Origin of the sequence: Pseudomonas saudiphocaensis, assembly GCF_000756775.1 — a bacterium.
Lineage (GTDB): Bacteria > Pseudomonadota > Gammaproteobacteria > Pseudomonadales > Pseudomonadaceae > Stutzerimonas > Stutzerimonas saudiphocaensis.
On record NZ_CCSF01000001.1, the window covers coordinates 526,479 to 544,673 of the forward strand.

The following is an 18,195-nucleotide window of genomic DNA, read 5'->3' on the forward strand; positions in this document are numbered from 1 at the left end:
TCAGTATAAGCAGCGTCGTGCCTCGTCGCCTGCGGCAAATTCCCTCTTTTTCAAAAAATAACGACTACAGCATCAATACCGCTCCAGTCGTAGCGCGCTAGAGCGGGTGCGCTTGTGCTCTGGACAGTCCATCCCGGCGCGGGTTCACCTGTTGGCGGCGCGGGATGCGGGAGATTTCAGCCTTCTCCATGTGCAGGTGATGACGGATGCGCGCCTGCAAGCGCCTTCCGAGTGGTTTCGGGATCAAGGGCTTTCAGCGCATCGAACTGGCTGAGAAACACCTGGCCGCCGAAGTCCCGGAGAAAGTCGGATCTACGCAATTTGTCCATAACCGGCCCCTTGACCTCCGAGAGATGCAGCTGGATACCGGCGGTGCGCAGCCGCTCGCTGATGGTTTCCAGGCTTTCCAGGGCGCTGGCGTCGATCAGATTGATGCCGGGGCACATGAGCACCAGATGCTCGGCGGCCGGGTGCTGGCCGACCAGTTTGGCGATACGGTCTTCGAGAAAGCGTGCGTTGGGGAAATACAGGCTCTCATCCACCCGCACGGACAGCACCTTGCTGCTCTCGGCCACGGCGTAACGCTCGACGTTGCGGAAGTGCTCGCTCCCCGGAACCTGGCCGACCACCGCTATATGCGGTTGGCTGGTGCGCCAGAGAAAAAGCAGCAAGGACAGTCCCGCGCCCAGCAGAATGCCCGCTTCGACGCCGATCAGCAGCACGCCAAGCATGCTCACCGCCATGGCTGCGCCATCCTGCCGGGAATAGCGCCAGGTGCGCCCGAGCGCACCAATATCCACCAGGCTCAGCACCGCAACGATGATGATCGCGGCCAGCACGGCGTGCGGCAGGTCGTGCAGCAGTGGAGTGAAATACAGAGCGGTGATGGCGATGCCGACTGCCGCCAAGGCGCCGGCCATGGGGGTTTTGGCACCAGCATCGTAATTCACCACTGAGCGCGAGAAGCCTCCGGTAACCGGCATGCCGCCGCTCAGTGCTGCAGCGATGTTGGCATTGCCCAGCGCGACCAGCTCCTGGTTCGGGTCGATGCGCTCACGGTGCCGGGAAGCCAGAGTCTGGCCGACCGAAACCGACTCCACAAAGCCCACCAGGCTGATCAGCAGAGCGGCTGGCAGCAGTTGTCGAAGCAGCGCGAGGTCCAGCTCCGGCAGGCTGATTGTCGGCAATCCCTGAGGAACGATGCCGACCACCTTTACTCCGGCTGCACCGAGTTCCAGGGCGCTGACCAGCAGAATCGAGCCGAGCAGGGCAATGATCGGGCCGATCTTGCCGATGCTGTCAGCGAGCCGTGGTGGCGCGCCCAGCCATCGACCCAGATGACATCGCGTCAGGTAGATGAACAACAGGCTGGCCGTGCCGATCGCCAGCGTCGGCAGGTGGGTCTGGGGTAACTCCTGTTGCAGCCTGAGCAACAACATCACGGCGTTATCGCCCTGAGCCTCGATCCCGAGGATATGTCTGAGCTGACTCAAGGCAATAAGAATGGCCGAGGCGCTGATAAAACCGGAAATCACCGGGTGGCTGAGGAAGTTCGCCAGAAAGCCCAGGCGCAACAGCGCCATGGCCAGCAGCAGGACGCCGGACAGCAGCGCCAGCACCAGCGCAGCCCCGGCGTATTCGGCGCTGCCGGCTACAAACAGTGGCCCCAACACCGCGGCGGTCATCAGCGAAATTACCGCCACCGGACCGACGGACAGCGTGCGGCTGGTGCCGAACAGGGTGTAGGCAACCAGCGGCAGGATGCTGGCATAGAGTCCGTTGATAGCCGGCAGGCCGGCCAGCATGGCGTAGGCAAGGCTCTGCGGGATCAACATCAGAGTGACGATCACCGCCGCCAGGCTGTCGCGGCTGGCCGCATGGCGATCGTAGGTTGCGCCCCACTGCAGGCAGGGCAGGTAGCGTGCCAGTCGAGATCTCATCTAAAAATGGAGGTCGCCATGTTGATAACCGGTTAAGTGGATTCGTTACGGCCCGCTTGGCCCGGATGGACGGCAGCGTGCCGCTGCATATTGACCGGTATCGAAGGACGGGTGCCAGTGTAGCGCCGATTTAGGGCTCCTGCTGCAAAGCGGTCAGAGCATGGGACAGGCTGGCGCGGGACAGCTCGCCCAGATGGCTGCCTACCTGTCGGCCTTGGGCATCGTAGAAAATGGTTGTCGGCAGGGCTTGGGAGCCGACGTGCTGGCCGAGCCTGCCGCCGCTGTCGATCAGCAGATTGCGCAGGTTAAGGCCGCTAGCTTGCAGAAATCGCTCAATTTCGCCTTCACCCTCACCCTGGTTGACGAACAGGAAGATGAATTCCTCGTGCGTGTCCTGGGCTTCGGCCAGCACCGGCATTTCCCGGCGGCAGGGCGGGCACCAGGTAGCCCAGAGGTTGATCACCAGCGGCTTGCCGACGTAATCCTCAAGCTTGACCGGTGCGCCTGAGATATCGCGCAAGGCCATTTCCGGCAGGCGCGTGCCTTGCTCGAAAGCATGCCAGCCCAGGTTGGTGAAACCCCAGCTCAATACGCCCGCCGCCAGCGCGGCACCCAGCGGCTTGCGCAGGTCGGCGTTGCGCCAGAGCAGCCAGCCGCCCGCCAGCAGGGCGGCGAGGATGCCGGGCCAGGGAATGAAGCCGCCGTCGCGGATGTCCAGCACGCCCCACCAGTTGTCGCTGAAATCCTCGAAATAGACCAACACAAAGGCCAGTCGCGCCACCACCAGGGCCAGTATCAGCAGCCGAAATACCTGGCGCTCGGGGTTGCGCTTGTGTCTCCGGCCTACCCACCAGCCGGTCAGCACTGCCAGCAACAAGCTGAGCATCAACAACAGCTGCGGCATACCGAGTACCAGTGGGCCAATGTTCAGGGTGAGCACGCTCAAACTACCTCTCGTGTGGATGGACCGGCACTGTACCTTGCGAGCGGTGTAGGTGCCGGGCGCGCGAGTTGCAGGTTGTTGCGACATTGGGCCGCGCCGTCAGAAGTAATTGCTGATTGCGAATCGTTTTCATTGTCGATATGTTTTTCCCACCCTATCCATGCAAAGAGAAAGACCATGCAAAGCTCGATTCGGCTGTTCACTGGTGCCATCGTTCTTTTCCTCAGCGCCACAAGCTGGGCCAACGATGACAGCCCACGACCCGCGCACTCCAAGGGAGAGCCGGCGCCAACCACCCAGCAGGCGGTCACCAATCTGAGCAAATACAACCCCAAGCTTGAGGCCATTCTGGCCAAGAACGAGCTGACGGCTATGGATATGCATGAAGTGCACATGCTGACCTACACCCTGGAAAATGCGCTGAAGCGAATCCAGGCGGATCTGGATGAAACCGCAGCACTGCTGGAAGAGGTCCACGTGGCATCCGAGACCAACAAACCCGAAGTGGTACAGGCGCAGGGCCAAGTCTATCTCGAGGGCGTCCGCGCACTCGTCAAGTAGAAGCCCCGCGCTGTAGAGCGGACCCATGGTGCCTAGGCTTTTGCTTGGGCACCATGCCCACGGCGCCGCGCACCGGCGGCCAAGCAAGGCTGCTGGACCGTGTCTAGCACCTCGGCCATGCAACGGTATAAGCAAGTCGACTGACACGCTGTCGAGCCCACCCGCGTGATTTGCGCCGACTCCTTGTTGGGCAAAGGCTTGCATTAGAATCCCGCACTTTTCCAAGCGGATCATCAGTCATGGAGCTACGCGGTCAGCTAAGAAGCTGGGACGACCAGAAGGGATTCGGCTTTATCCGGCCCCAGCAGGGCGGTGGTGATGTCTTTGCACACATCTCGGCCATGCGTGGCGCGCGCCGCCCGGTGCAGGGCGACCAGGTTCTCTATCTGAGTGTGACAGACAAGGCGGGGCGCCTTCGCGCGACGCACATCCGTCTGGATGCGCCCTTGTCGCTAGACGAGCCCGCCATCCGCCAGAAGCCTGCCAAGCCCGTGAGCCGCGCTGCGCCGCGAACGCAAACCGAGCCGGCTGCGCGCCGAAACGTTCCGACGCAGCAGCCTTTTCTGAAGGCCCTGGTGTTGCTGCTGCTCTGCCTACTGCCTGCGCTCGGTAGCCTTCGCTTGGCGGCGGAGCAGGGCAGCCACTGGCCGCTGCTGGGTTATCCACTGGCCAGCCTGCTGGCCCTGGCGCTCTACCTGCATGACAAACGCCGCGCCCAGCGCGGCGGTTGGCGCACGCCCGAGTCGCGGCTGCATCTGGTTGAGCTACTGGGCGGCTGGCCAGGTGCGTTGATCGCCCAGCAATGGCTGCGACACAAGACCCGCAAATGGTCGTTCCAGCTGGTGTTCTGGCTGATCGTCATTGCCCATCAGGTCGCCTGGCTGGACTACCTGTATCTCCAGCGCCTGTATCCCTTGCTGCCGCAGTTCTGACGCGCGCAGATACGAAAACGCCCCGCATCGGCGGGGCGTTTCCTTTTGCTGCGAACCGGTCAGATCACGCCCTGGCTGCGCAGGTAATCGTCATAGCTGCCGCTGAAATCGGTCACACCCGAGGCAGAGAGCTCGATGATGCGCGTGGCCAGAGAGCTGACGAATTCGCGGTCATGGCTGACGAAGATCAGGGTGCCCGGATAGTTCTCCAGCGCCAGGTTCAGTGCCTCGATGGACTCCATGTCCAGGTGGTTGGTGGGTTCGTCCATCACCAGCACGTTGGGCTTTTGCAGGATCAGCTTGCCGAACAGCATGCGGCCCTGTTCGCCACCGGAGATCACCCGAACGGACTTCAGGATCTCGTCGTTGGAGAACAGCATGCGGCCCAAGGTGCCGCGTACCAACTGTTCGCCGCCCTGGGTCCACTGGCCCATCCAGTCGAAGAGGGTCATGTCGTCTGCGAAATCATCGGCGTGATCCTGAGCGTAGTAGCCGACCTCGGCGCTCTCGGTCCACTTCACCGAACCGGCATCCGGTTGCAGGTCGCCCACCAGGGTGCGCAGCAGGGTGGTCTTGCCGATGCCGTTGGGGCCGATGATGGCCACACGCTCGCCGGCTTCCACAGTGAAACTGAAGTTCTCGAACAGTGGCTTGCCATCGAAGCCCTTGGCCAGCTTCTCCACGGTTACCGCCTGGCGATGCAGTTTCTTGGTCTGTTCGAAGCGAATAAAGGGGCTGACGCGGCTGGACGGCTTGACCTCATCGAGCTGAATCTTGTCGATCAGCTTGGCGCGGGAGGTGGCCTGCTTGGCCTTCGAGGCGTTGGCGGAAAAGCGGCTGACGAAGGTCTGCAGTTCGGCGATCTGCGCCTTCTTCTTGGCGTTGTCGGACAGCAGGCGCTCGCGCGCCTGGGTCGCGGCGGTCATGTATTCGTCATAGTTGCCGGGGAACAGGCGCAGCTCGCCGTAATCCAGATCGGCCATGTGTGTACAGACCGAGTTCAGGAAGTGGCGGTCGTGGGAAATGATGATCATGGTGCTATTGCGGACCTTGAGAACGTCCTCCAGCCAGCGGATGGTGTTGATATCCAGGTGGTTGGTCGGTTCGTCCAGCAGCAGCACTTCCGGGTCGGAAAACAGCGCCTGGGCCAGCAAAACGCGCAGTTTCCAGCCGGGCGCCACTTCGCTCATCGGGCCGAAATGCTGTTCCAGCGGAATGCCCAGGCCAAGCAGCAGTTCGCCTGCGCGGGATTCGGCGGTGTAGCCATCGAGCTCGGCAAATTCGGTTTCCAGCTCGGCTACCGCCATGCCGTCTTCTTCGCTCATTTCCGGCAGCGAATAGATGCGTTCGCGCTCGGCTTTGACCTTCCACAGTTCCTCGTGACCCATGATCACGGTATCGATGACGTTGAAGTCTTCGTAGGCGAACTGATCCTGACGCAGCTTGCCGAGGCGCACATTGGGCTCAAGCATGACCTGGCCGCTGGAGGGCTCCAGATCGCCACCGAGAATCTTCATGAACGTCGACTTGCCGCAACCGTTGGCACCAATCAGGCCGTAGCGATTGCCGTTGCCAAACTTGACGGAGACGTTTTCAAACAGCGGCTTGGCGCCAAACTGCATGGTGATATTAGCGGTGGAGATCAATTGCTTACCTATCGATTACTAGAGTGGCTGGAGCGGCGCGATATAGTTCGGATACCAAATAATCCGGCTTCAAGCTTCCCTGGTGAAGAGGCTCGATTCGATCCAGCGGGCGTAGAGGTGCAGCAGAGTCGGCAGGCTGTGGCCGTTCCACTGAGACTGAAAATGGGAGGTCCATTTTTGGGCGCGCGTATTCTCGCATAGCTCGGGCGGCAGTTATATGCCTGATTGCGAGCTGCCCATGCAACGGCTGCCTGAATTACAGCGTCTCGTAGCCTGAGTCAGAGCGAGTTGAAGCGGAAAAGCCCGCAAAGTTTGTCTGGATATTGACGCGACCTCGCGACTCTTGGAACGAAATTTACGCGAACATGCTTTGAATAGGCTGCGCAGAAGTTGATTGACCTCATCGTCAGGATAGTGCGCAATAGCAAGTCGCTATCGGTTGACCCGGCTTGCTTGCGATATGTCTGGAGGGTGCAGCAACGGCACCTGCTTTCCAGAGAGGAAGTCTCCGTTTCTATCTCGCAATCGTCTGGCGCCTCGGAAGCTCGGCGCCCGCTTTGTTTTTTGCTTCGCCGCACGAACCCGTAGCTTTAGAACGACTCTTATCCCAACTTGAACCAGCGTTACGCTCAGCTCAGGATCCGCGCAAATGACAACACTGCATCAACGTACGCTCAACCTTATTCGCGACAACGAAGAGAAGCTGGTCGACAGCTGGACTACTGAACTGCTTGCAGGCGGCCTATACCGAAACCTGAAGACCGAAGATCTTCGTCAGCAGGCCGCAGACTTTGTTCGCCTGCTGGCCACTGGGGACTTCTCGCAAAACCTCCAGCATTCCAAATGGGACGAGATGCGCCTGTTCCTTGAGCAGCTTTCCCATAGCCGAGTGCTGCTCGGTTTCGATTCGCAACAGACCGCGGGGTTTATCTTTTCGATCAAGCGGCCCTTGATGGCGCTTGTGCAAGCCGAGTACGCCGACGAGCCAGCATTGCTGGTCGAACAGCTTTGGGCGTTTTCCGAGCTGATCGATGACCTGGGCCTGCACACCGTTCGCACGTTCCAGAAGTCGCGTGAAGCGGTGATCAAGCGTCAGCAGGAAGAGTTGCTCGAACTTTCAACACCGGTCGTCAAGCTGTGGGATGGCGTTCTGGCGCTGCCGATGATCGGCACCCTCGACTCGCAGCGGACTCAGGTAGTGATGGAATCCCTGTTGCAACGCATTGTCGATACCGGTTCGGAAATTGCCATTATCGATATCACCGGCGTGCCCACGGTCGATACGCTGGTGGCGCAGCATCTGCTCAAGACCGTTACCGCGATACGCCTGATGGGCGCCGACTGCATCATCAGTGGCGTGCGTCCGCAGATTGCGCAAACCATCGTTCACCTCGGACTCGACCTGCAGGGCATTGTCACCAAGGCCTCCCTCGCCGACGCGCTTGCGCTCGCGCTGCGTCGCTCCGGGCTGACTGTAAGTAAGGCGAATTAATGGAACGCATACCAATTCTGCGGATGGGCGACTTCCTATTGGTCACCATTCAGGTCGATATGCACGACCAGCTCGCCCTTACGCTACAGGACGATCTCGCCGAACGAATCAGCCAGACGTCGGCCCGTGCCGTCCTGATAGATATTTCGGCGCTGGATATGGTCGATTCGTTCATTGGCCGCATGATCAGCTCGATCTCCGGGCTCTCGAGCATCATGGATGCCGAGACCGTCGTGGTCGGCATGCAGCCGGCGGTGGCTATCACCCTGGTGGAGCTGGGGCTGACGCTGCAAGGCGTCAGCACTGCGCTCAACGTTGAGAGAGGCATGCAATTGTTGCATCAGCGGATGGCCGATAAATGATCGAACATGCAAGCGGCAGCGTGCCAGTGCGGATCGAACAGGATGTGGTGATTGCCCGTCAGGTCGTTCGCAAGCTGGCCCAGGATTGCGGCATGCGTCTGGTCGATCTGACCAAGCTGGTCACAGCAGTGAGCGAGCTGGCCCGGAACACGGTCGTTTATGGTGGCGGCGGCGATATGGACTGGCATGTGCTGGCCCAAGGTCCGCGTTCCGGCATCCGGCTGACCTTTCGCGATGAGGGGCCGGGTATCCCAGATATCAAACTGGCGATGACTGATGGCTGGACCTCCGGTAGCGGCCTTGGGCTGGGGCTCACAGGTGCCAAGCGCCTGGTGGATGAATTCGAGTTGGACAGTTCGCCGGGATCCGGCACTCGCATCAGCATTGTGAAATGGTCCTAAGCATCAAGGGCAGCACGACGGTCGTAGTGCCGGTCGAAGAAGAAAGTCAGGTTGGCCACGCTCGGCGCGTTGCGCTGGCGATGGCGAACACGCTGGGCTTTGATGAAGCAGACGCTGGTCGCGTAGCGCTTGCTGCGACGGAACTGTCGACCAACCTGCTGAAACATGCCGGCCATGGCCAATTGCATTTGCGCGCTATTCCGGCGAACCCGGGATTTGCAGTGGAGCTGATCAGCGTGGATCGGGGGCCGGGCTTTGACCTTGGCGAATGCCTGGCGGATGGTTTTTCCACTGGCGGAACTCCGGGCAACGGACTCGGCGCCCTGGTGCGTCAGGCGCAGCTGTTCGACGTGTTTTCCGATGCCAGGGGTTCGGTCGTACTCGTACATCTATATGCGCGCCACGCGTCAGCGCTGCCGCTACGTTTCGGTGTCAGCCAGCATTCGCTCAATGCCGATCCTGCCTGCGGTGATGTCTGGCACCTGGCGTTCGATGGGCAACGTGTCAGCGCACTGGTTATAGATGGAATTGGCCATGGCGAGGACGCCGAGCGGGCGAGCCTGGCCGGCGCTGCGGTGTTCGCCGCCGAGCCATTTGCCGATCCCGAGGTTCAGATGCTGCAAATGCACCAGGCGATGATGGGCTCGCGCGGCGGTGCCGCCGCGCTGGTGGTGGGTGATCTGGCTTCCGGTGTCATGCGCTTTAGCGGCGTAGGTAACATCGGCGCACGCCTGTTAACCCGTGATACGAGCCGAGGTTTGGCTTCGCATCCCGGCATCGTTGGCTCGCGGTTTCGCAAGGCGCAGGTGTTCGATTATCCGATCACGCCAAACCAGCTGCTGATCCTGTACAGCGATGGCCTGCAGACGCGCTGGGATCTGCGTGACTATCCCGGCCTGGCATTCCGCCACCCGGCACTGATTGCCGCCTTGCTGCACCGCGATTTCTGTCGAGGCCGCGATGATGTAACCGTTCTGGTAATTGCTTTGGAGGTATCCGGTGACTGATGCGATTGCGCGACAGGGCACGGAGACTGATGAGATTGATCGGCTGCGCCGCGAGAACGAACTGCTGCGTGCCGAGCTCGAAGAAACCAACCAGGGCGTGCTCGCCTTGTATGCGGAACTTGATACCCAGGCCGAACAGCTGAGGCAGGCATCGGATCTGAAGAGTCGGTTCCTGTCCTACATGAGCCATGAGTTTCGCACCCCGTTGGGCTCGATCCGTAGTATCACTCGCTTGCTGAGTGACGAGATGGACGGACCGTTGAGCGCCGAGCAGCACAAGCAGGTGATGTTCATCAGCGGGGCTGCACTGGAACTCAGTGGAATGGTCGACGACCTGCTCGATCTGGCGAAGATCGAAGCCGGGCGCATCACCATCTCGCCGGCGTGGTTTGACATGTTCGATCTGTTTTCGGCGTTGCGGGGCATGTTTCGCCCGATCGTGGATGGCGACTCGGTGGATCTGATTTTCGAAGAACCCAGGAACATTCCGCGCCTGTACACCGACGACAAGAAGCTCGCGCAGATTCTGCGTAACTTTATTTCCAACGCCTTGAAGTTCACTCAGCACGGTGAAGTAAGGGTCTCGGCGCGCCCAGAGGGCGACGGCAATATTCGCTTTGCGGTAACCGATACGGGCATCGGCATACCCGAGCATCTGCACCGCAATCTGTTTGAGGATTTCGTGCAGATCGACTCGCCGTTGCAAAAGCGGCTCCGGGGCACCGGTTTGGGGTTGTCGCTGTGCAAGCGTTTTGCCGAGCTGCTGGGCGGTAGTGTCGGGCTGGAGAGTACGCCTGGCGTAGGCTCGTCATTCTTCGTGATCATTCCTTTGGCTGTTTCAGCGGAGCCGGTCGATGGTGAGTAAGTGCACGATCCTCGTGGTGGACGATAACGCAGCGACGCGCTACGCGATTCGTCGCGTTCTGGAACGTCATGGCTATGTCGTGCTGGAAGCCGGAACGGGTACGGAAGGGTTGACTGCCGTCATGCAGGAGAAAGTCGATGCGCTGATTCTCGACGTGAATCTGCCCGACATGAGTGGCTTCGATATCGTCCGCCTGCTGCGCGACGACCACCAGAACCGGCTGCTGCCGGTGATTCATGTGTCTGCCGCCTCAATCATGACCGGCGATATCATCACCGGCCTGGATGCAGGTGCCGATGCCTACCTGATTCACCCGGTGGACCCTGACGTGCTGCTGGCTACGTTGCGCACCTTGCTGCGTGTGCGCGATACCGAGCAGGCGCTGCGTGAGAGCGAAGCGCGCTTTCGGGAGATCTTTACCAATGTACCGGCGCCGATCGTATTGATTGATGCGCAATTGAAGCTGCACGAGTGCAATCAGGCCTTCAAGCTGCTTCTGGGCGATCAGCCGACGCCATCGACCTTACTGGATTACCTGGCTGAAGGTGAGGAAGCCAAGCTTCAGGCCTTGCGCGGCTGTCTCGCCAACGGCCAGCGCTGGCACGAAACATTGCTCATGCAGGTCGATGGCGAACTGCGTGAAACTACTTGGCAGATGTCGCCCTATCACGCCCACGAGGTGGGTCTGGTTTTTGTCGAGGATGTGACCGAACAGCGCCAGCGTGAGCGGTCGCAGTTGCAGCAACTGGATAAAGCCAACATCGAGCTTGCCCGGGAAGTCGCCGAACGGGTGCGTACTGAGGCGCAGCTGGCCCAGGCGCAGAAAATGGACTCCCTGGGCAAGCTGACCGGCGGCATCGCCCATGACTTCAATAACCTGCTGACCGGCATTATCACCGGTATCGAATTGCTGAAACGGCGCGTGGTGGAGGGACGGACCGAGGCCGCGCTGCGTTTTGCAGACACCGCGCTGAGCTCCGCACGCAGCGCGGCGTCGATGACCAATCGGCTGCTGGCGTTCGCGCGCCAGCAGCCCCTGGATGCCCGTCCTGCCGACCTCAACCTAAAGATTCAGTCCCTGGAAGAACTGCTGCGACGCACCATTGGCGAACATATTTCGCTGACGCTGGATCTGTGCGAGGAGGGCGCTATCGCCCAGGTCGATGCCAGTCAGCTGGAAAGCGCTGTCCTCAATCTGGTTATCAATGCCCGAGATGCTTTGCCAAAAGGCGGCAATATCACCATTGCTACCGCCATCCAGCACGCGAGCGGCAGCTCGGGGCTGGCTGAAGGACGTTACGTCGCTTTGACCGTCCGGGACGATGGCGTCGGGATCGATGCAGCACTTATCGACAGGGTTTTCGATCCATTCTTCACGACCAAGCCGCTCGGCCAGGGCACCGGGCTTGGACTGTCCTCCATCTACGGTTTCGCCAAACAGTCGGGGGGCGAAGCGCGCATCCGCAGCACCGTTGGACAGGGCACCGAGGTGACGCTGGTATTGCCAACTGCCGTCGAGGTACGCCAGACGCCGTCCATTGCAGGCGACACACCAGCGGGCAATGGCGAGCACGTGCTGATCGTCGATGACATGCCGGCGGTACGCATGGTGGTTGCCGAGTTGCTTAGAGAGGCAGGGTATCGCTGCAGCGAAGCGGGCGACGCTGCTACAGCGCTGTCGGTATTGCAGGACGACTTCTCGATCGACCTCTTGCTGACCGATGTCGGCCTGCCGCGCCTTTCCGGACGGGATCTGGCCGATGCCGCTCTGGTTTCCCGCCCCGGGCTGCCGGTGCTGTTCATGACCGGATATACGGAAGAGGCGGTACGCCGCGATCGCTTCCTCAGCGAGGGAATGGATATGGTTACCAAGCCTGTTCAGTTTGACGAACTGCTGGGTAAGGTGCAGCGCATGATTCAGAAAGCCAAGGCATGACAGCCAGCGAATCGCCACCCGTTACAGCCTTTATAAAGCGCCACTCCTGAGAGTGGCGCTTCGGTTTTAGGACTGTATTTTTCCCAAGCGCTGGCTCAGGCCTGAGCGGCGATAACCATTATTTCCACCAGAACGTCTGCCGATGCGAGCCGCGCTTCGACGGTGGCGCGCGCAGGTGCGCAACCGGCCGGCAGCCATTCGCTCCAGACGGCATTCATCGCGTCGAAATCCGCTTCGATGTCTTTCAGCCAGATCTGCGCACTGAGCAGCTTCGAACGATCGGAGCCGGCGGCGGCCAGCAGGTTGTCGATCTTTGCCAACACCTGTCGGGTCTGGCCGGCAGCATCCTCGCTGCGGTCATCCGGCACCTGTCCGGCCAGAAATACCAGGTTGGCGTAGGTAACGGCGGCGGACATGCGTTCGTTGCTGTTGAAGCGTTGCAGGCTCATGGGAATCCTCCTGAGAATGTGATGGCGAGCGATAAAAAGCCTTGCAGCATAGCGGTGGGTGGTCCAGTTCGGTTGCAAGGTAGTGCGACACTGCCACAAGCCAGCGGATGCGGGGCCGCCCTGGGCGGCGTTGGGCCGGAGTTTGTCGATACCGCATGTTTCGGCGCTGCCCTGGAGAGCGCATTCGCGGTACAAAACGGTACCTCAGGAGGATGGACGCTCCGCGGTTGCGCACTTATGCTCCGAGGTCGCCAGGGGTGATCCCCTGGTTCAGCAACAGTGTCTACCTTGCGCGTCACCAGCCGGACGGTGTTGATCCGGCAGAACAGATACAGAACAACCAAAAAAGGAAATGGCGCAAAGCAGCCCACGGCGGCTGTTTCTTAAAGCCCATTTTTGCCAGCCATATTCCGCGTTTGCAGGCAGTTGCCTCGACGCATCCAGACGAGGAGTTCGCCATGACGAGCATTCAGGTCAATGGCCAGACCCTGGAGGTCGATGTCCCGGACGACATGCCTCTGCTGTGGGCCCTGCGTGACGAGCTGGGCATGACCGGCACCAAGTTCGGTTGCGGTACCGGCCTGTGTGGAGCATGTACGGTACATCTTGATGGTGCGCCAATTCGCGCCTGCATCACTCCTGTCTCGGCGGTGGCCGGGCAGGCGATCAGCACCATCGAAGGCATGCAGCAGGATGATGTCGGGCAAGTCGTACAGCAGGCCTGGATCGAGCAGAACGTCGCCCAGTGTGGCTACTGTCAGGCTGGGCAGATCATGACGGCGGTGAGTCTGCTCAAGCAGATACCCGCGCCCAGCGAAAAACAGATCGACGATGCCATGAGCGGCAATATCTGCCGTTGCGGAACCTACCCGCGCATCCGCTCCGCCATTGCTCAGGCGGCCAGTGAACTCGCGCAGGAGGCAGGACAATGAGTACCGGACTTTCCCGCCGTACGCTGCTCAAGGGGATGGGTCTGCTGACCCTGGCGGTATCTGCCCAGGGCCTGCTCAGCGCGGCCTGGGCCGACGAAGAACCCAAGTATGGTGCCGACAGCATGCCTGGCGGCACGGTGGACGATCCGCTTGTATTCGTCTCCATCGCTGCCGACGGCAGCGTGACCATCGTTGCGCACCGTGCCGAGATGGGCACCGGCGTTCGTACCAGCCTGCCCATGGTGATCGCTGACGAAATGGAGGCGGACTGGGCTCGGGTCAAGGTGATCCAGGCCGAGGCCAACGAAGACCGCTACGGTAACCAGAACGTGGACGGCTCGCGCAGCGTGCGGCACTTCCTCGACCCCATGCGTCGTGTCGGTGCCGCGGCACGGCAGATGCTTGAAGCAGCTGCAGCTGCGCATTGGGCGGTGCCGCTTGCAGAAGTACGGGCCAGCCAACATGAAGTCATTCACGAGCCCAGCGGTCGACGCCTGGGTTATGGCGAGCTGGCCGCCGAAGCTGCCAAACAGCCAGTGCCGAGCGGCGATGCGTTACGCCTGAAGAGCCGTGACGAATTCCGCTACATCGGCAAGAACGAGGTGCGCCTGGTGGACCTGGATGCCATCGGCAAGGGCCAGGCGACCTACGGCATGGACATGCGCCTGCCGGGCATGGTGTACGCCGTGGTGGCAAGGCCCCCGGTCGTGGGTGGCAAGGTAAAGCGCTTCGACAACAGCAAGGCACTGGCGGTGCCCGGCGTGATCAAGGTTGTGGAAATCCCACCCTTCAAAGGCGCACCGGCATTCCAGGCCCTGGGCGGCGTGGCGGTGGTGGCACGCAACACCTGGTCGGCCATGCAGGGGCGTGCCGCACTGGAGATCGAATGGGACGACGGCGCCAACGGCGGCTATGACTCGGCAGCCTACCGGCAGGCGCTGGAGAAGGCGGCGCGGGTGCCTGGCAAGGCGGTGCGCAACCATGGCGATGTAGTTGCTGCCTGGGACCAGGCTCCGGAGGCCCAGCGTTTTGCTGCCGAATACTACGTGCCGCATCTGGCCCACGCGACGATGGAACCGCCAGTAGCCACCGTGCGTATCCAGGGCGGCGAGGTTGAGATCTGGACTTCCGTGCAGAACCCGGTGGCCGCGCGTGACGTGGCGGCCGCCCGCTTGGGTGTCGCTCCGGAAAAGATCAAGGTCAACGTGCTGCTGCTGGGCGGCGGCTTCGGTCGCAAGTCCAAGCCGGACTTCGTCGACGAGGCCGCGGTGGTGGCGAGCGCCATGCCGGAGGGTACCCCGGTCAAGCTGGTCTGGAGCCGGGAGGACGATATCCGTCACGGCTATCTGCACACCGTTTCCTTGCAGCGGCTCGAAGCTGTCATGGATGACGAAGGGCAGGTGCGTTCCTGGCTGCACCGCAGTGCCGCGCCCACCATCGGCTCGCTGTTCGTCGAAGGCGCCAAGGAGCAAATGGCGATTGAGCTGGGCATGTCGGCGATCAACATGCCGTACCGCGTCGACAATGTGCGGGTGGAGACCGCTGAAGTACCGGCCCACGCCCGTATCGGCTGGTTCCGCTCGGTATCCAACATTCCCCACGCCTTCGCTGCGCAATGCTTTATCGCCGAACTGGCCGAGCGCGCCGGCAAGGATCACAAGGCGTTCGCGCTGGATCTGATCGGGCCGGCGCGCAAGATCCACCCCGGTGACCTGGGAGATGACTGGAACTACACCGAGTCGCCGCAGCGCTACCCCTACGATACCGGTCGCCTGCGTGGCGTGATCGAGGCCGCCACTCAGGGCGCCGGCTGGGGCCGGGAACTGCCCAAAGGGCACGGACTGGGCCTGGCGTTCTGTTACAGCTTTATGAGCTACGCGGCTACGGTCGTCGAAGTGGCTGTGGACGACAAGGGCGAAGTGAGTGTAGTGGCGGTGGACATGGCCATCGACTGTGGCCCCCAGGTCAACCCCGAGCGTATCCGCGCGCAGATGGAAGGTGGCGCCATCATGGGCCTGAGCCTGGCACTGCTCGGCGAAATCAGCTTCGAGGAGGGCCGCATCAAGCAGAGCAACTTCCACGACTACCAGGTACTGCGCCATTCGGCCTCGCCCCGGGTGATTCGCACGCATCTGGTGAATGACGACCACAGCCTGCCGCCAGGTGGCGTCGGCGAGCCTCCGGTGCCTGCGGTTGCGCCGGCACTGTGCAACGCGATCTTCGCCGCTACCGGCAAGCGTGTACGCAGCCTGCCCGTGGGCAAGCTGGCCTGAGGTGATGTCCGCACAGGAACTGCCCTGCGTGATCGTGCTGGCCGCCGGTCATGGCCGGCGCTTTGCCGAGTCCGGCGGTGCGACGCACAAGCTCGATGCACTGCTGGATGGGGTACCGGTGCTGCAGCGCGTGCTGGATAGCGTGGCGGGCTCCGGCCTGCGATTCCATCTGGTGCGCCCGGGTGTAACGGCCGAGACCGATGGTATGGGCGATTCCATTTCCCGCGGGGTGGCGGCGACAGCGGCGGCGCCGGGCTGGTTGATTTTGCCCGGTGACCTGCCGCTGATCCGGCCAGAAACCCTGCTGCGCGTGGCGCGGGAGCTGTCTTCCAGCCCGGTGGTGCAGCCGTTCTGCAGCGGCAGGCGCGGGCATCCGGTCGGCTTTGCTGCGCAGTGCCGGGATGCACTGCTGGCGCTACGAGGTGACCGAGGTGCAGCCACCGTGGTGGGAAGCTATCGGGAGGCCGGGCAGCTTCGCATATTGGAACTCGATGATCCCGGCATCGTCACTGATATCGACACCCTGGAAGATCTAGCTCAGGCCGAAGCCCTGCTGCAATCCAGGGATTAGCGGGCGTTGAAAAAGCCTGTCTTGCCAACGCAGGTGGTTTTCAACGACCTGACAGGAGTTCTGAAGATGGAAAGCACAGATGTGCGCGTGCTGCGCACGGCCCGCGACTGGTTGGCTGCCGGCCATCGGCTGCAGCTGGTGACCGTGGTGCAGACCTGGGGATCGTCGCCGCGTCCGGCCGGCTCGATGATGGTCATGCGTGAGGACGGCAGCTGCGTGGGTTCGGTGTCCGGCGGCTGTATCGAGGATGATCTGATCCAGCGCTACAGCCGCCTCGGCGGTGCAACCATCCCTCAGTCAGCGCCCGAGCTGGTGCGTTATGGCGTGACCGCAGACGAGGCCCACCGCTTTGGTTTGCCATGCGGCGGCACTCTGGAATTGCTGTTGGAGTTTCAGCCTGATTTCGCTGCGCTCGACAGCCTGGTGCAGCAGCTGGAGGCCGGGCAGCTGGTGCGGCGCACGGTTGATTGCACCACCGGCAAGGTGACCCTTGCCACGCTCGCCGCGCCCGAGGCGCTGCATTTTGATGGTTCTAGGCTGTCCAGCACGATCGGGCCGCAGCACCGCATGCTGCTTATCGGCGCCGGTTCGCTGGGCGAATATCTGGCCACCATGGCGCTGTTCAACGACTTTGCGGTCACGCTCTGTGATCCGCGAGCGGAACATCTGGATAGCTGGTCTGTAAGTGGCGTGCAGATCACTCGCGAGATGCCGGACGATGCCGTGCGCAGTTTCCAACCTGATGCGCGCAGCTGCATTGTGGCTCTGAGTCACGACCCCAGGCTCGACGACCTCGCGCTGCTGGTCGCGCTGCATAGCCCTGCGTTCTATGTGGGCGCCATCGGGTCGCGGCGCAACAGCGAAAATCGCCGGCAGCGTTTTATCGAACATTTCGGTGAAACCCGCACCTCCATGGAGCGCCTGCACGCGCCGGTCGGTATCTATATAGGGAGCAAGACGCCCGCCGAGATTGCGGTGAGCGTGATGGCCGAGATCATCGCTGTTCGAAACGGAGTGGCTTTGCCGCGCACGATGCAGGTCGCCGAGGCCAAGGCGCAGCTGGAAGAGATCTAAGCCCACTCGTGGCGGTAGGGCACCTGGGCTGCGTGTGACGGCGGAAGCGCTTGGTTGTGGGTTTTCTTTGTTCTTTGCCAAGCGACGTGTTGGAATACCCGCCTTCTACACCGAGGCGTCTGGAGTGAGCCCATCCAGAGCCGTCCTGCATTCAACTGGAACAACTCCATGAGCGCCACGTCGACAGGCAGTGTTTATCTTATCGACGACGATTCCTTCTTTCTTCAGGTTCACGCCCAACTGCTTGGCTCCATCGGCCTGGAAGTGCACTGCTTCGGCTCCTCACGAGCGTTTCTTGAGCAGTACCTTCCGCGACCCTGTGAGTGCATCCTTTCCGACTTGCGCATGCCGGAGATGGGGGGCCTGCAACTGCAGGAAGAGCTACTCGCGCGTGGCCTGGATACGCCCATCATCTTCATCACGGGGCACGCGGATGTAGCAACGGCCGTTGAAGCGATGCGCCGAGGCGCGTTCGATTACGTTGAAAAGCCGGTGCATGGCCAGCAACTGCTGGACCGGGTGAACGCGGCACTGGCGCTCAGCCGCGAGCGCCATCACGAGCGTAACCAGCGCCAGGCTCGTGAAGCCCGTTTGGCCTTGCTGACGGCCCAGGAGCGCAAGATCGCGCAGTTGGTGGTGCAGGGTCGTTCCAGTCGCGAAATCGCCGAGCTCACCGAGTTAAGCGTGCGCACCGTGGAAAATCACCGGGCGCGGCTTATGGACAAACTGCATGTCACATCGGTAGTCGAGCTGGTTCGTCTGCTGCTCTGAATCTGAAGGGTAGATTCCCCCTCATCGATTGAGTAGTTCT

At 61.6% G+C, this 18,195-nt stretch carries 17 protein-coding genes; 13 read left to right on the plus strand and 4 right to left on the minus strand.

Annotated features, from left to right (window positions below; genetic code table 11):
- Positions 1 to 176: 176 nt before the first annotated feature.
- Together BN1079_RS02615 and BN1079_RS02620 are read right to left on the minus strand one after the other, a co-directional pair.
- Positions 177 to 1,940 carry a SulP family inorganic anion transporter gene (locus BN1079_RS02615; RefSeq protein WP_052114402.1) on the minus strand — a complete coding sequence of 588 codons (1,764 nt, stop codon included), beginning with the start codon at positions 1,938 to 1,940 and terminating at the stop codon, positions 177 to 179.
- A gap of 130 nt (positions 1,941 to 2,070) precedes the next feature.
- Positions 2,071 to 2,880, minus strand: coding sequence for a TlpA disulfide reductase family protein (locus BN1079_RS02620; protein ID WP_037026549.1), 810 nt, complete (start codon positions 2,878 to 2,880; stop codon positions 2,071 to 2,073).
- Positions 2,881 to 3,060: 180 nt separating this feature from the next.
- Between BN1079_RS02620 and BN1079_RS02625 the strand changes: the two genes are divergently transcribed.
- Together BN1079_RS02625 and BN1079_RS02630 are read left to right on the plus strand one after the other, a co-directional pair.
- Positions 3,061 to 3,444 (plus strand): DUF6746 family protein, encoded by a 384-nt coding sequence (locus tag BN1079_RS02625; RefSeq protein ID WP_052114403.1) that lies wholly within the window; start codon positions 3,061 to 3,063, stop codon positions 3,442 to 3,444.
- Positions 3,445 to 3,683: 239 nt separating this feature from the next.
- Positions 3,684 to 4,376 (plus strand): DUF1294 domain-containing protein, encoded by a 693-nt coding sequence (locus BN1079_RS02630; protein WP_037022124.1) that lies wholly within the window; start codon positions 3,684 to 3,686, stop codon positions 4,374 to 4,376.
- Positions 4,377 to 4,435: 59 nt separating this feature from the next.
- Here the strand turns inward: BN1079_RS02630 and BN1079_RS02635 are convergent, their stop codons facing one another.
- On the minus strand, positions 4,436 to 6,022 hold the full coding sequence (locus BN1079_RS02635) for an ABC-F family ATPase (protein ID WP_037022125.1): 1,587 nt from the start codon (positions 6,020 to 6,022) through the stop codon (positions 4,436 to 4,438).
- A 649-nt stretch (positions 6,023 to 6,671) separates the two neighbouring features.
- Here BN1079_RS02635 and BN1079_RS02640 point away from each other — a divergent pair.
- The 6 genes from BN1079_RS02640 to BN1079_RS02665 are packed head-to-tail and all read left to right on the plus strand — an operon-like array spanning position 6,672 to position 12,085.
- Complete coding sequence (locus BN1079_RS02640) at positions 6,672 to 7,514, plus strand: STAS domain-containing protein (protein ID WP_037022126.1); 843 nt, start codon at positions 6,672 to 6,674, stop codon at positions 7,512 to 7,514.
- Positions 7,514 to 7,876, plus strand: a complete 363-nt coding sequence (locus tag BN1079_RS02645) for an STAS domain-containing protein (protein ID WP_037022128.1) — start codon at positions 7,514 to 7,516, stop codon at positions 7,874 to 7,876. Before BN1079_RS02640 ends, BN1079_RS02645 begins: the two co-directional genes overlap by 1 nt.
- Complete coding sequence (locus tag BN1079_RS02650) at positions 7,873 to 8,277, plus strand: anti-sigma regulatory factor (RefSeq protein ID WP_037022129.1); 405 nt, start codon at positions 7,873 to 7,875, stop codon at positions 8,275 to 8,277. The genes BN1079_RS02645 and BN1079_RS02650 overlap by 4 nt, the downstream gene beginning before the upstream one ends.
- Complete coding sequence (locus BN1079_RS02655) at positions 8,268 to 9,284, plus strand: ATP-binding protein (RefSeq protein ID WP_037022130.1); 1,017 nt, start codon at positions 8,268 to 8,270, stop codon at positions 9,282 to 9,284. Before BN1079_RS02650 ends, BN1079_RS02655 begins: the two co-directional genes overlap by 10 nt.
- Positions 9,277 to 10,149, plus strand: coding sequence for a sensor histidine kinase (locus BN1079_RS02660; RefSeq protein WP_037022131.1), 873 nt, complete (start codon positions 9,277 to 9,279; stop codon positions 10,147 to 10,149). The genes BN1079_RS02655 and BN1079_RS02660 overlap by 8 nt, the downstream gene beginning before the upstream one ends.
- Positions 10,139 to 12,085 (plus strand): hybrid sensor histidine kinase/response regulator, encoded by a 1,947-nt coding sequence (locus BN1079_RS02665; protein WP_037022132.1) that lies wholly within the window; start codon positions 10,139 to 10,141, stop codon positions 12,083 to 12,085. Before BN1079_RS02660 ends, BN1079_RS02665 begins: the two co-directional genes overlap by 11 nt.
- Before the next feature lie 95 nt (positions 12,086 to 12,180).
- Here the strand turns inward: BN1079_RS02665 and BN1079_RS02670 are convergent, their stop codons facing one another.
- Entirely contained in the window at positions 12,181 to 12,534 is a 354-nt protein-coding gene (locus BN1079_RS02670) for a RidA family protein (RefSeq protein ID WP_037022133.1), read from the minus strand.
- A gap of 458 nt (positions 12,535 to 12,992) precedes the next feature.
- On the opposite strand from BN1079_RS02670, the gene BN1079_RS02675 reads away from it, so the two are divergent.
- From BN1079_RS02675 to BN1079_RS02695, 5 genes are all read left to right on the plus strand, one after another.
- Entirely contained in the window at positions 12,993 to 13,466 is a 474-nt protein-coding gene (locus BN1079_RS02675) for a (2Fe-2S)-binding protein (RefSeq protein ID WP_037026552.1), read from the plus strand.
- Positions 13,463 to 15,739: a xanthine dehydrogenase family protein molybdopterin-binding subunit gene (locus BN1079_RS02680; protein ID WP_037022135.1), complete on the plus strand. Its 2,277-nt coding sequence runs from the start codon at positions 13,463 to 13,465 to the stop codon at positions 15,737 to 15,739. Before BN1079_RS02675 ends, BN1079_RS02680 begins: the two co-directional genes overlap by 4 nt.
- A gap of 4 nt (positions 15,740 to 15,743) precedes the next feature.
- Positions 15,744 to 16,310, plus strand: a complete 567-nt coding sequence (locus tag BN1079_RS02685; RefSeq protein ID WP_037022136.1) for a nucleotidyltransferase family protein — start codon at positions 15,744 to 15,746, stop codon at positions 16,308 to 16,310.
- 66 nt (positions 16,311 to 16,376) lie between these two features.
- Entirely contained in the window at positions 16,377 to 17,384 is a 1,008-nt protein-coding gene (locus tag BN1079_RS02690) for an XdhC family protein (protein ID WP_037022137.1), read from the plus strand.
- A 168-nt stretch (positions 17,385 to 17,552) separates the two neighbouring features.
- On the plus strand, positions 17,553 to 18,155 hold the full coding sequence (locus tag BN1079_RS02695) for a response regulator transcription factor (protein ID WP_037022139.1): 603 nt from the start codon (positions 17,553 to 17,555) through the stop codon (positions 18,153 to 18,155).
- Positions 18,156 to 18,195: the final 40 nt, after the last annotated feature.

What these genes read in the sequence shown, in the direction of transcription:
- BN1079_RS02615 (WP_052114402.1), bottom strand. Translation starts at nt 1,940, where the DNA reads ATGAGATCTCGACTGGCACGCTACCTGCCCTGCCTGCAGTGGGGCGCA.
- BN1079_RS02625 (WP_052114403.1), top strand. Translation starts at nt 3,061, where the DNA reads ATGCAAAGCTCGATTCGGCTGTTCACTGGTGCCATCGTTCTTTTCCTC.
- BN1079_RS02630 (WP_037022124.1), top strand. Translation starts at nt 3,684, where the DNA reads ATGGAGCTACGCGGTCAGCTAAGAAGCTGGGACGACCAGAAGGGATTC.
- BN1079_RS02640 (WP_037022126.1), top strand. Translation starts at nt 6,672, where the DNA reads ATGACAACACTGCATCAACGTACGCTCAACCTTATTCGCGACAACGAA.
- BN1079_RS02645 (WP_037022128.1), top strand. Translation starts at nt 7,514, where the DNA reads ATGGAACGCATACCAATTCTGCGGATGGGCGACTTCCTATTGGTCACC.
- BN1079_RS02650 (WP_037022129.1), top strand. Translation starts at nt 7,873, where the DNA reads ATGATCGAACATGCAAGCGGCAGCGTGCCAGTGCGGATCGAACAGGAT.
- BN1079_RS02655 (WP_037022130.1), top strand. Translation starts at nt 8,268, where the DNA reads ATGGTCCTAAGCATCAAGGGCAGCACGACGGTCGTAGTGCCGGTCGAA.
- BN1079_RS02665 (WP_037022132.1), top strand. Translation starts at nt 10,139, where the DNA reads ATGGTGAGTAAGTGCACGATCCTCGTGGTGGACGATAACGCAGCGACG.
- BN1079_RS02670 (WP_037022133.1), bottom strand. Translation starts at nt 12,534, where the DNA reads ATGAGCCTGCAACGCTTCAACAGCAACGAACGCATGTCCGCCGCCGTT.
- BN1079_RS02675 (WP_037026552.1), top strand. Translation starts at nt 12,993, where the DNA reads ATGACGAGCATTCAGGTCAATGGCCAGACCCTGGAGGTCGATGTCCCG.
- BN1079_RS02680 (WP_037022135.1), top strand. Translation starts at nt 13,463, where the DNA reads ATGAGTACCGGACTTTCCCGCCGTACGCTGCTCAAGGGGATGGGTCTG.
- BN1079_RS02685 (WP_037022136.1), top strand. Translation starts at nt 15,744, where the DNA reads ATGTCCGCACAGGAACTGCCCTGCGTGATCGTGCTGGCCGCCGGTCAT.
- BN1079_RS02690 (WP_037022137.1), top strand. Translation starts at nt 16,377, where the DNA reads ATGGAAAGCACAGATGTGCGCGTGCTGCGCACGGCCCGCGACTGGTTG.
- BN1079_RS02695 (WP_037022139.1), top strand. Translation starts at nt 17,553, where the DNA reads ATGAGCGCCACGTCGACAGGCAGTGTTTATCTTATCGACGACGATTCC.